Raw genomic sequence first — 12,709 nt, 5'->3', positions numbered from 1 at the left:
TCGGGTCGTGTTCTAGTGTTTACGACCGAAAGACACAGCAATCGCCACGGTCATTTCCTTGGGCGGTGGGTTGAAGGGCACACTCGCGCGGACGGTTTTCACCGCGGCCTGATCCAATTCCGGCTTACCGCTACTGGCGACAATCCGCAGGGATTCCATGCGAATCTGTCCGCTTGGCAAAACTGTGAAAGAGACTGTCGGCGTCCCCTGCAGACCGCTTTGACGTGCTTGGTCGGGATAAGCGAGGTTGGTCTGCACCTTCTTCGTCAGCGATTTGATATACTCCTTGAGGCGGTTCAGTTCCGCTTCACGTTCATTCCTGATCGTTTGCGCCTTTTGCTGTTCCTCGGTGCCCTTGGTGTTGTTCGTTCCTGCGCTGCTTGAATTCGAGGCTGTATGGGCCGGACTCGGCGCAGAGGTCTCCGCGACCTCGGGCACTTTTTCCTTCTCAGGGTCCTTCTTTTCGGTTTTGTCCTGTTCCGACGCCTTCAACTGCGTCGGCTGATCCGTCTCTGGTTGCGGGCCATCGTCCTGCATTGGCTTCGCTTCTGGCTGCGCGGCCGAGGCCGCATCAGCCTGTTTCGCTTCCCCCTTTGTCTCTTGAAGCAGCTTTTCGTTGGATTGGTTTGTGGACACCAGGCCTTGCAGCTCGACGACGAGGGGCGGGATATCCTCCTCCTCGGGAGGATGCTCAAGGGCGTGCAAGCCAAACGGTATGGCCAGCGCTGCGTGCAGGCCCAGCGAAAGCGCAAAGCCATGATAGAGGGTAAATTTGGTTGTTCTCCCGAAGGATTTTCCCTGAGACATGGCGCTACCTGGAAACGCTCTCGGTCTGCACGGCGACCTTGTTGAAATTCAATCGTTTGAGAAGATCGGCTACATCGATGAAATTCTGAAAGGTGACATTACGGTCGGCGCGGATCAGGAAAGACGTATCTGGCGGCATGCCCCCCAATTGGCTTTTGATCTCATCCTTCGAGACCGGCTTGCCATCGAAATAGGTGTCCCCGTTCGCCGCCAGTTCGATGATCTTGTCATTATGCTTCTCGACGGGTGCTTTCGAGGCTTGCGGCAAATTGATCGGAATCCGTCCCGTCGCGATAAAACTCGCGGTCGTCAGAACCATTGCCAGCAGCACCAGCATGATATCCACAAAGGGAATGACGTTCATGGTTTCGAACGGCTTCTCATCCATTGGCGATCTCCCATTGGAGCATCAAGACCTTCGCCTTGCGCACGAGACCGTTATAAGCAACCACGGATACAAGAGCGACGATCAGGCCCACGGCTGTTGCCTTCAGAGCGAGCGCCAGGCCGACCATGATCTTGCCCGCATCCGCATTCGCTTCGAGGTTCATATTATAGAATGTCAACATGATGCCGAGCACGGTGCCAAGCAGGCCGATATAGGGGGCATTGCTGGCCACAGAGGCGACGACAATAAGTCTTTTCGTCAACGCCAGTTCAAGCGCCTTGATATTCTTGAAACCGGCCAGTTCGATCGAGCGGAAGAAGAATATGCGCTCCAAAGCGATGGCGACCACGACCACGCTCATGCAGCCAAGCAGCCCCAGAATACCGTAGTCGATCGCCGATGAGAGCCAATCCATTTGCATCGCAATATTTTCCTTGGAAATTCAGGTTGAAGGAACTGAATGAGATGAACCGAACTTAGAAAGTAATGCCGATCTGGACGAGCCCCTTGGTCTCGCGGTCGTAGCTGGTGAGGCCGCCGTTCGAACCATAGGTATGCGCCAGCAGACCCTTGCCAGTCAGAAACCGGCCCGGCATATATTCATAGGTCATGTAATAGCCAAGCCCAATGTCATTGATCTGGGTGAAACGCCGCTGCACCGTCGAATAGGTGGCATTCTCCAGCCAGCCGCCCGCCACATCGGTGAAAAAGCCAAGAGAATGCTGATATTGCGGCAGCGCCGGCAGAGCGAGACGGAATTCCGGCATCACCAGATAGCCGCTATCGGCGGAAAGGCCTTCATCGTAGGAGCGCACACCCCAAAAGCCTGAGAGCGTCATCTGTTCGCTGGTGTCGAGGCTACCGCTCAGGGCCTTCTGGCCGCGGAGCAGCATGAGGAACGATAAATTCTCCGAAAGCCCGAGATTGGCGTTCGCATAAAGGTTCAGACGGTCGTAATGACCGGCCGTGCGGATCGTCTGCTCGTTGGCAAGCAGCTGCTCCGGATCGGCGAAATTGACATAGCCCGCCGTATAGGACAGCGATACGCTGGTCGACAAAGGCATGCCGTTGATCACACCAAATGTATCGTTGGTGAGATTGATAGTGCCGAGATTGATCTCCCGGCTCGCCGTCGAGATGCCGAACACTCTGTCGTCGAGGCTCTTGTGGGTGAAGATGCCCGACACATAGAGGCTCTCCTCGCGCGAGCGCAGGATCGCATAATTGAGCGTGGCATAAATGGCGCTGGCGTCGCCCGTCGCATCGAGCCCGCTATAGATACCACCCAGCACATAGGTGGTCTTGTAGGCGCCGATCTCGCCGCGCAGCCCGTCATAACCGATGGGAAAGGAATAGGCCGCGCGCCCGTTGAGCAGGCCCTTCGTTTGCGAGATGACACCGAAGAGCGACAGGCGATCGCCGAAGCCGAGCGGCGAATTGATGTTGAGTCCGCCGCTCAGCCGGTCGCGGCCGGTATAGCGCGAGCCGCCATTGTCGCCGAGAAGGTAACCGTCGACACTCTTGCCCTGCGGCACCGAAAATACGAAGTCGGACGTCTCCGGCTGCTGGCCCGGTGCGATGGCGACGCGCGGCATGCCGGCGCCCGGAAGATCGGAGACGAGCAGCATGGCCCGTTCCAGCGCGGCCTTATGGATCTGCGGATCATCCGCAAGAGCCGTGTCGATGACATCCTTCAGGAAATCCTCGCGCACCAGCGACTCATCCTTCACGCTCACCTGGCCGAAACGGCCGGCCACCAGCTTGATGCGCAAGGTGCCTTTGCGGGCGTCCTGGGCCGGCACATAGGCTTTGGCGACGAGGAAGCCGCGCTCGCGGTAGAGCGTGGTGATCTTGTCGGCTGCCTCATAGATCTCACTCAAGGTCAGCCACCGCCCCTCGTAGGGGGCCAGCAGCGCTCGGACTTCCTCCTGGCTCGCCGCGTCCGCCCCGTCGACCTCGATGTGCCGGATCATCAGCTTCTCGTTGCTGGGCAGCGTGAGTTGTGGCTCGACGAGCTGCGGCAGCACTGGCACCGCGGGGAGTTGGGCGAGCGGTGGCTGGTACGCCGCATTGGCCTGCCGCACCGCATCACCGATATTGTAAGGCAATTCCACCAGCACCCGCGCTGGGCTTGGCTGCCCTGCCGTCTGCGCCAGAGCCGGAGAGAAAGCGGGAAGAACAGCGGCGCAGTTCAGCAGCGATGCGGCAAAAGCGGACTGGCCATGGAAACGGCCGAGAGAAAGACGCATGGGAGGAACCTTTGGGACCCCGTTCTGGGGCATGGTTGTTATGGGAGGGCCACGCGGTGGCCGGGGAGAAGACCGCCGCGTTCACGAGTCGAGCTCAGGGTGCTGGCTTGACCTTGCCGCCACCGCTCAGGTCGAAGCGCTGACCATCGACTTCGATCGAGCGGATCGATGCGCCGTAGCTGCCCCCATCGCCCCGGCCTTGATGGCCTGCATGGCTCGACGTTTGCGGGGCGGGCTTCCGGTGTTGCTCGACCACCTGCGGCGGGGGCGTTACCACTGGGGGCGCTTCGACCTGGATATTGTCCTGGATTTTAGGCGCCTCGGCGAGAACCCCCGACTTACCCGCCGCTGCCAGATCGGGCGACGGAAGTTGCGTCGCCGAGAGCGTCGTATTGGTGGTGGTGATCGAACCCATCGAGGACAAAGCCTGCGCCGCCCCGGGCGCCAATTGCGCCCGCGATGTGGAGGACGTGCCCGTGGCCGTCTGCCCGGATGTATTGTTTCCGGTGCCGGTGCCCGTGTTTGTATTCGTGCCCGTGTTTGTATTCGTGCCCGTGTTTGTATTCGTGCCTGTATTGGTATTGGTATTGGTATTGGTGGCGCTGGTGTTTGTCCCTGTGTTGCTGCCGGAGGGATTTCCCGTCCCGGACCCGTTCGGGGGCGGGGGCGGGGGCGGGGTCGGGGGCAAGGGTGGAATGTAGTTATTTCCGGAAACCGTGCCGAAATTGTTGACGGAATAGCCGACGTCGCCACCACAATGGCTTCCTGAGCCGAGGCCCCCCACGCAGGTCAGCGTTCCGTGGGTGGTGTTATTGGTAATATCGACCACCGTCTTATAACCCTTCTGGGTCGCGATCATGATAAATCCGACCAGGCTGCCGGCATAATCGCCGCTGGCCGTCACATTGCCATAGACCACCGAATTTTCGATGGTCAGAGAGGCGGGGGGAATGACGTTTGGATCCGTTTGCTGCACGTCGCTCATGATTTCGCCGACGATGCCGCCGACAAAACTGCGTCCGCTGACGTTGCCATAGACGGTCAGGCCGTTGAATATCCCGACGGCCGCGCCGCCGGCGATGCCGCCGACACCGTCGAGGCCGGTGACATTGCCGGTTTCATAGGAATTGGTGATGTCCCCATTGGAGATGCCGACCAGGCCGCCGACGTTGTAGCGGCCCGACACATTGCCAGTTTCATAGGAATTGGTGATGGTTCCGGCCACGCCGGCCAATCCGCCGACGCCGTCGCCGATCGCGGTGACAGTGCCGGTCGCATAGGAATAGCTGATCGAGCCGGCCGCGCCCGCCAGGCCGCCGACAGCGTTGGCCGAGACTATGATATCGCCGAGCACCCCGGAAGCCGGAAAAACGCCCGGCTCGCCATTGCCGGTCACAGTGCCGGTCGCGTAGGAATAGGAGATGGCGCCGGCGGAGCCGGCGAGGCCGCCGACATTATAGCCGCCCGTCACATTGCCGGTGGCGTAGGAATAGGAAATATCGCCCCCTCTGCCGACCAGACCGCCGATATCGCGGCCGGTATTGTCATTGGCCTTGACCTCGCCGGTGGCGTAGGAATAGGAGATCGGCCCGCCGCTGGAACCGGCAAGCCCGCCGACGCCGCCATTGCCCTGCACATTGCCTGTCGCATGATCGTGGTCGAGCGCGCCATCATCGTTCTCGCCGACCAGGCCGCCGATGTTGCCCCATGTATTGTGGCCGCCGGTTCCGGCCACATTGCCGGTGGCGAAGGAATAGCTGACGCTGGCGCCATTAATGTTCAGGCCGATCAAACCGCCGACGATCTGGAGCCCGGTGACGTCGCGGGTCGCGTAGGAGCGCACAATGGTGCCACCCGAATTAAAGCCGACCAACCCGCCAATGTAATAGGAATTGGCCGCCGACACCGTGACCGAGGCGTAAGAATCATAGATCGGGCTGAAATTCCAGCCGATCAGTCCGCCGGTCCGGTTCCCGCCGTCGATCGTGCCGGTCGCGAAGACATGGCTGACGAAACTGCCGGGATTGCTGAGCCCGGCCAGCGCGCCGTCCGCGTAGCCGCCATTGTCGGTGATCGAAACCCCCGTCAGGCCGATATTGCGGACGGTCGTATTGTAATCGATCGTACCGAACAGGCCGTTGTAGCCCTGGCCGGTCGCGTCAACGATGGTCAGTTTATCGATGGTGTGGCCCAGACCGTCGAACATCGGGCTGGTTAAATCCTGAACCGGGGCTGCGCTTAAGGTCCCTGCCGGGGCGGTCAGATTGTTGGCTAAAGCGTAATAGCCATAATTGCCGCTGATCGCCGTGAGCTGGCTCCAATCTTTGATCAGGGTATAGATCTGGTTGTTCAGCGACAGAGTGCCGGTGCTGTTGAAATCGAGGCGGCCGGAGAACGTTCCATTACCGAGGCCGGTGGCATCGACGCCAAAGCTCATGTAAAGCCCGTTCGGATTGCCGTCGGCATTGGTCGCGTTGCCATAGATCCCGGCGAAACTGGCTGTCCCGCTCGCCGTCATGACCGCATTGACGTAAATATTGGCCCCGGCATTGATCGTGAGCGTATTGGCGGACCAGCTCACCGGCGCGTTGATCGTGATATCCTTGGTCGCCGACAGGGTCAGGCTGTGGTCGGCGATCCACGACAAAGCCGAATTGACCGTGAGATTGCCGGAAACCGCCTCCAGGACGAAATTACCTGTCGCGAGCTGGGCATTCACCAGACCGGCGTCGACACCGCCCGTGCCGACCACGATGCTCGGCTGAGACCATGTCCAACCCCCGCCGGCGCCGGTCAGCGCCAAACCCTTGGCGGAAACCGTGAGGCCGGCGGTCTCAAGCCGGCCTCCGGTTCCGGCGGCCGAAGCGAGATCGATCGCGCCGCCCGCCGTCGTCGTTCCGGTCAAATTGCCCAAAGCAAAGCCTGCAAGACCATTGTCATTGTCATTGAGGGTCAAGGTCAGGCTTTGCGTGGCCGCGAGAATGGCGGTCCCGTTGTGGGCGGCCACGCTGCCCGAGCTCGTCACGCCATTTTGGCTCAGCAGCGCAAGGAATCCACCGTCGGCGATCACGATGTCGCCGTTGGCGACCACCGAGGCTGTGGTATTGGAAACCTGGAACAGATAATTGCCATTCAGGAAATCCTGGTCCGCCATGGTCTGTGTCGAGGCGACCAGGGCGCCGACATTGACGCTCGACCCGGCCGAAAACAGAATGCCATTGGGATTGAGGATGAAGACGCGGCCATTGGCGGACAGCGAACCGGCGATCACGCTGGCTTCCTGACTGATGACCCGATTGAGCGTGATCGAGCTCGACGACGGCTGGTCGAATTTCAGGCTTTCGCCGGCGCCCAGCGAGAAGCGCAGCCAATCGATGATCGCCTTCTCCGTGGACTGGTTGATCGTCGTCACCGTTCCCACAGTGGAAATCGTCGCCGTTCCGGAAGTGGAAATGATCCCCGTTGCGGGGTCGGTATGGGCGGGAATCAGGCTTTGATTGCTGACAGTGACCGTGCCGACCGCTCCGACCAAAGTATAATTGGGGTTGTTTTGCGTCAGATTGCCGAGGCTGACGATGGGTTGCAGGCCGGCGCTCGCGCTGGCGAGCGTCACCGAGCCGTTGAAAACCACCTGATCGCCGCCGACTGCATTGGCGGCGACGAGATTGGCGCCGGAAACGCTGGTCGAACCATCGGCTGGTTTCACGCCGAGCAAAGTGATCGCCAGGGGCGTTATCGCCGCTGTCGTCGGCAGAGTCACGCTCGAGGCGATGGCGTAATTGCCGGCGCTGGCGCCGGTGAGCGACAGATTGGAAAGAACGACGCTCTTGTCGGTGCCGGCATTGGCGTCGGTGAAATTGGCCGAGTAGCCATTGGCGATCGAGACGTTGTCGCCGGGGATGACGCCGGACAAAGTGGAATTGAGTACAGTGGTCCCCGTCTCCCCATTATAGGACCGGCTGGTCGTTTCGACGCCTGCCACGATCACGCTCTTTGGCGTGATCGTGGCAGTAATATCGTTGATGATGTAATTATTGGGATTGGTTCCGGCGGCTGCGGTGATGACATAGTTCAGGATCACCTTCTTTCCGGTTCCGGCATTGGGGTCGGCGAAGGACGCCGAGAGATGCGAAAGGGTGAAGGACTGGCCGGAAGCGAAGCCGTCCAGGTTGATCTGGTCGTTATTGATCTGCGCCGTCGTGGTTCCGTCATAGGTTTTGCCGGAGACGACATTGCCGGTGGCGCTGGACAGGGTCAGTGTGGCGGGCGTGACCGTGGCCACGCCGTCAAATCTCTTATAGACCGAGGAGGACAGGAGGCTGCTCGCGGTCCATGCGCCGGCGTCAACATAGCCGTTGTGGAGCGCGACATTATAGATCGCAGTGCCGTCAGAGGCCGAGGCGTTGAAATAATCAGACCCGTAGCCATAGCCGCCGCCGCCCTGGAAATCCGGGGTCGAAAAGCCGAAGCTCGCTGCGCTCTGCGCGAAATTATAGGAGACGCTGCCGGAGAGATGGATCAGAATGTTGGACAGGACCGGGAAACCGGACGAGGATTGCGCCCAGACCGATGAATCGAAGCCGGCATAGCTCGAAAATTGCGTGGCTGTCGAGGCATCCAGCGCGATCGCGCCCGACCTGTCGGACACGCTGGCTCCGGGGAGGTTCGTGGCGACATAATAATAATCGTTGGAGATCACGCCGGTATTGATCGCGGCAAAGCCGGCGGTAGTGAGGGATTTCAAGAGATAGCCAGTCGCATAGGAGCTGGAGATCTTTCCGGCGTTGGAATAGACGAAGCCGGCCGACCAATTCTCCGCCCCATCATACTGATAAAGGCTGGTGGTATAAGAATTGGTGATGACGCCGGTCGCGGTATTGGTCCCGACGAAACCCGCGAGATTGGGCCCATGGCTGAAGGCCGCGTCCGACGTTCCGTTGTCGCTGTAGGACTGGTCGATCGTCCCCTTGTTCAGGCCGACGAAACCGCCCGCCATGACCCCGGTCATCGATGCGGCGATCTGAACGACATTGCTCGCCCACGAAGTGCGGATCACGCCATCATTCTCGCCGACGAAACCGCCCGCTGCATTCACCACGCCGACGGCGGGGCTGACGACCGAGCCATAGACTTCGTTAGTATCCCAGTTCACGGAGCTCCGGACATAGCTGTCAGTAATGGTTCCGGTCGCCTGATTCAGGCCGACGAAGCCGCCCGCGGTCCCTCCCGCGGAGACGATGGTGGAGGCGTAGCTGTCAGCAATCAGCCCGGCGTTGGTTCCGACCAGGCCGCCGGCAATCAGGTACGGGGCGACTCCCGAACCATTGTCGCGATTGTTGATCGTGCTGGCGTCGGTAAAGACATTGACCAGAGTCCCGTCATTGACATTGACCACGAGGCCGACCGAGGCGACGGTTCCGCTCGCCGGCGAATTGACGGTGGAATTGGTTACGCCGAGATTGGCCAGCAGGCCGCCGGCGCCGATCGTACCGAACAGACCGGTTCCTGTGAAAGTCGCGGAATCGATGACATGGCCGAAACCATTAAGCGCGCCGGTGAAAGCCGTCGTCGCGCCAATGCCGTCGGTCCAGTTCAGCCCTGAAATATCAGTGCCGAGGACATATTTGCCGGAGAGGTCGTTCTTGATCGCCGCCAGCCCGGCGGCGTCGGTGACGACCGTATAGGCCGCGCCATTCAACGTCACCGAATTGGCGCTGCCGAGCGTGATCTTGCCCTGAAATGCCCCCTGTCCGCCGCCGAGCGACATGTAAAGCCCATAGGGAGAGCCATAGTCGTTCTGGCCGACGGTCGCTGTAGAGGAGACCGAGCCGTCTGCGTTGATCGCTTGACCATAATTGACCGCGAGCGATGCGGTTCCGCTCGCGGTCAGTGCGGCGTTGACATAGACATTCTTGCCGGCGTTGAGAGTCAGGGCTCCGCCCGACCAGCTGACGGCGGCGTTAACGTCGAGATTATTGATTGCGGCCAGCGTCAGTGAATTGCCCGAACTCCAGGAGACCGGCGCCGCGACAGTGAGATCGCCGTTGCCCGACCCGCCCGACGAGGTGACAATGGTCACATTGGTGTTCGCCAGCATGTTCTGCAAGGTCGTCGCGCCAATGCCGCTCGACGTCAGGGAATCGCTCCCGTAACCAATGGTGAAATCGGTCGGATCGATGAGCCAGGAGCCGTTTTGGCCGGAGGCCGATTTGGTGGTGATGAGCGCGTCGGATGCGACCTGAACCTTATCGCCGGAGGTCTCGATTGAGCCGCCCTTGCCGCCCTTCGGGGCCGAGGCATCGAGCGTGCCCGCCACCTTCGTGGTCCCGCCCTGCGCCAGCAGCTTGATCGTGCCGACATGCACCGAGCCGCTTGTGCCGGAAGCCGTGCCATGCCCACCGGTGAGGTCGGAGAGCGTGCGCGCCTGGATAATGCCCGTGTTGTTGACCTGCGCCGAGAGCAATTGATCGGCCGCCTTGGCGGTCATGATCACTCGTCCGCCATCCGCCTTGATCGCCCTTTTATTGGCAACCAAAGCGTCGAGCGTGCCCTTGTCGATAGTCACATCAATCAAGGAATCGCCATTGAAATTGAGGGTGATCTTTTCGCCCGAGGCTAGCGCCACCGTGCCCATTTTGGCCGAGATCACCCCATCATTCTCAACCGTCTTGCCGAGCAAGGCGACATAGCCGCCGGAATGGGCATGGATATGGCCCTGGTTGATGACCGAGGCTTGGGATGTGCCGGAGAACGTATATTTCCCCGCCATGAAATCCTTGTTGGCGATGTCGAGCGTCGAGGCGACGATGCCACCGACATTCACCTGTGCGGTGGAAGAAAACAGAATACCTGCCGGATTGACCAGAAACACCTGGCCATTGGCATTGAGGGCGCCGGCGATGACGCTCTGTTCGTTGCCGGTGACACGGTTCAGGATGGCGGCGCTGCTTGAAGGCTGGTTGAAGTTCACCGTCTCATGCTGATTGATGGAGAAGCTGTTCCAATTGATGATCGCCCGGTTCGACCCTTGCGTGATATTGGTGACACTGCCCGCCTGCGAGATGGTCGCCTGTCCCGCGACCACCGAGCCACCGTCAGGCCCTGCTGCAACCGGGCGTGGCAGAGCCATGAGCGCCGCCAGAGCTGTCAAGGCCGTGAGAGGACGGCGTTTTTTACGCATCATCACGGAGCCAGGGCTCGAAAAGGACATCACCGGATTCTGTCTGGTGGTTTTCTGGACGGACTTCGAGCGAGGCATGGCAAAGGGTTCTCAAAAATGAGCTGGAGAATTCAGTGACTTATAGAGAACGCCCGACAAACTGCCGCATGAGTCGTACGGCGTTTGGGGTGGGGACAAGGTGGACCCGGATGGCCCATTCACATAAATATATGACTTGATATCGCTGTATCTTTAGGAACAGCTTCGCATAAGATCAAGCCATTGTGATGCACTTATTACGTGCCGAAATGCGAAGGATTTGAGCTAACTTTGGGCATTTTGTTTATAAAAAGCTCAAAATATGGCGGCTGTCGCGCATCGAAATATCCTGGATCGCCTCCAGATCATTCGTGAATCCTTTCTGACACGCTGGTATCCGTTGGAAGGCCAGACTGCGATAAAGTCACGAAAATGTTATAAATAAAGAATTAACCACTCGTGACATTCCCGCGATGAGACTCCGATTCGCTTTGCTGCCTTTGAGTTCGTAACACCACACGCTCTCATCCTGGCTGTGCCGTTCTTGTGGCGGTGCGTGGCATTCGACGGGAACAGCGGGCCCAAGACATGAGTTGAGAGGACCGGAGCGCAGTCTCGATGCGAGGGGTTTCCAGGGCAGGTGCACTGCCGTCTCCACAATGACCCATAAGAGCTGGCGTGACCCGATGGGACCGTCGGCAAGAACGAAGTCTTTGGAGCTTACGGAGGAGACTTGTCATGACCCAGCGCGATATTGTTCTGTGCAGTCCGGTTCGGACCGCGATCGGCAATTATAATGGCTCGCTCAAGAACACACCCGCGACCGAACTTGGCGCCATTGTGGTGCGTGAGACCCTGAAGAGGGCAGGACTCGAATCCAGCGAGATCGGTTCTGTTGTAATGGGCAATGTCATTCAGGCGGGCAACAGGATGAATCCCGCCCGTCAAGCCGCGATCGGCGGTGGTACGCCGGTCTCCGTTCCCGCCATGACGGTGAATCGTGTCTGTGGTTCTGGTGCCCAGGCCATTGTCACCGCCGCTCAGGAGATCGCGATAGGCGAGATCGATGCGGCTGTGGCGGGAGGCATGGAGAATATGGACCGTGCGCCTTATCTGATGGAAGGGGGACGCTGGGGCTATCGGATGGGTCCCGCCGAAATCCTCGACGCCATGCTGACGGATGGGCTGAATGATGCCTTTTCGGGTGAGCATTCCGGCTGGCATACGGAAGATCTCGTCACGCAATTACAGATTACGCGTGAATCACAGGACCGTTTTGCCGTTCGCTCGCAGCAGCGCTTTTCGGAGGCCCAAAAAGCGGGGCATTTCAAGGACGAAATTGTCGCGGTGGAGGTAAAAGGCAAGAAGGGGCCGGAGCGCTTCGAATCCGACGAGGCGCCGCGCCCAGATACGACGCTCGAGATCCTGACCAAGCTTAAGCCCGCCTTCCGCAAAGATGGGACGATCACCGCTGGTAATGCGCCTGGGCTCAACAGCGGTGCGGCTGCGATGATCGTGGCTGATCGCGCCTTCGCCGAAGCAAAAGGCGTAACGCCCATGGCGCATCTGGTGGCGTTTGGAGTTGCGGCGGTTGAGCCGGGCTTGTTTGGGCTCGGCCCGGTGCCAGCCGTCCGCAAGGCGCTTGAGCGGGCTGGCTGGAAACTTTCCGATATCGAGCGGATCGAAATCAATGAAGCCTTTGCGGCTGTACCGCTTGCCGTCGCGAAAGAGCTTGGCTTGCCGCAGGATATTATCAATGTCGAAGGGGGAGCCGTCGCGCATGGTCACCCGATTGGTGCGACCGGCGCGGTGCTGACGACCAGGCTTCTCCACTCGATGAAACGCGATGGCCTCAAGCGAGGAATCGTGACGCTCTGCATTGGGGGAGGGCAGGGGATTGCCCTCGCGTTTGAGGCTGCCTAATCGGGCGTCCTCTTTGGGTAAGTTTGATGCGGCCATAAAGACAGACAGCATCGCTCCTCGGATCGAGAATCACGGATTCTCGATCCGTCATTTTTAAATCGTATCCACCCTCATTGAACCGCGACGAGGCGCGCTTCAATGAGG

Annotated in this window: 6 protein-coding genes; 1 reads left to right on the top strand and 5 read right to left on the bottom strand. The window is 59.7% G+C overall.

Features of this window, described 5'->3' with window-relative positions:
* Positions 1 to 12 precede the first annotated feature (12 nt).
* From BIND_RS15515 to BIND_RS15495, 5 genes are all read right to left on the bottom strand, one after another.
* Positions 13 to 807 carry a TonB family protein gene (locus BIND_RS15515; RefSeq protein ID WP_012385974.1) on the bottom strand — a complete coding sequence of 265 codons (795 nt, stop codon included), beginning with the start codon at positions 805 to 807 and terminating at the stop codon, positions 13 to 15.
* A 4-nt stretch (positions 808 to 811) separates the two neighbouring features.
* Positions 812 to 1,195, bottom strand: coding sequence for an ExbD/TolR family protein (locus BIND_RS15510; protein WP_012385973.1), 384 nt, complete (start codon positions 1,193 to 1,195; stop codon positions 812 to 814).
* Positions 1,188 to 1,616 carry a TonB-system energizer ExbB gene (gene exbB, locus BIND_RS15505; protein WP_012385972.1) on the bottom strand — a complete coding sequence of 143 codons (429 nt, stop codon included), beginning with the start codon at positions 1,614 to 1,616 and terminating at the stop codon, positions 1,188 to 1,190. Before exbB ends, BIND_RS15510 begins: the two co-directional genes overlap by 8 nt.
* A 55-nt stretch (positions 1,617 to 1,671) precedes the next feature.
* Positions 1,672 to 3,444: a ShlB/FhaC/HecB family hemolysin secretion/activation protein gene (locus tag BIND_RS15500; RefSeq protein ID WP_012385971.1), complete on the bottom strand. Its 1,773-nt coding sequence runs from the start codon at positions 3,442 to 3,444 to the stop codon at positions 1,672 to 1,674.
* Positions 3,445 to 3,538: 94 nt separating this feature from the next.
* Positions 3,539 to 10,627 (bottom strand): two-partner secretion domain-containing protein, encoded by a 7,089-nt coding sequence (locus BIND_RS15495; RefSeq protein ID WP_158304396.1) that lies wholly within the window; start codon positions 10,625 to 10,627, stop codon positions 3,539 to 3,541.
* Positions 10,628 to 11,380: 753 nt separating this feature from the next.
* On the opposite strand from BIND_RS15495, the gene BIND_RS15490 reads away from it, so the two are divergent.
* Positions 11,381 to 12,565: a thiolase family protein gene (locus BIND_RS15490; RefSeq protein WP_012385969.1), complete on the top strand. Its 1,185-nt coding sequence runs from the start codon at positions 11,381 to 11,383 to the stop codon at positions 12,563 to 12,565.
* The last annotated feature ends 144 nt before the right edge of the window (positions 12,566 to 12,709 follow it).

Source organism: Beijerinckia indica subsp. indica ATCC 9039 (genome assembly GCF_000019845.1).
GTDB classification, from domain to species: domain Bacteria; phylum Pseudomonadota; class Alphaproteobacteria; order Rhizobiales; family Beijerinckiaceae; genus Beijerinckia; species Beijerinckia indica.
The sequence above is the reverse complement of the archived record's forward strand: the minus strand, read 5'-3'. Positions and strand labels throughout refer to the sequence as shown.

Bases quoted from the DNA above. Each gene is read 5' to 3' on its own strand.
- BIND_RS15495 (WP_158304396.1), bottom strand. From the start codon at position 10,627: ATGATGCGTAAAAAACGCCGTCCTCTCACGGCCTTGACAGCTCTGGCG.
- exbB (WP_012385972.1), bottom strand. From the start codon at position 1,616: ATGCAAATGGATTGGCTCTCATCGGCGATCGACTACGGTATTCTGGGG.
- BIND_RS15490 (WP_012385969.1), top strand. From the start codon at position 11,381: ATGACCCAGCGCGATATTGTTCTGTGCAGTCCGGTTCGGACCGCGATC.
- BIND_RS15510 (WP_012385973.1), bottom strand. From the start codon at position 1,195: ATGGATGAGAAGCCGTTCGAAACCATGAACGTCATTCCCTTTGTGGAT.
- BIND_RS15515 (WP_012385974.1), bottom strand. From the start codon at position 807: ATGTCTCAGGGAAAATCCTTCGGGAGAACAACCAAATTTACCCTCTAT.
- BIND_RS15500 (WP_012385971.1), bottom strand. From the start codon at position 3,444: ATGCGTCTTTCTCTCGGCCGTTTCCATGGCCAGTCCGCTTTTGCCGCA.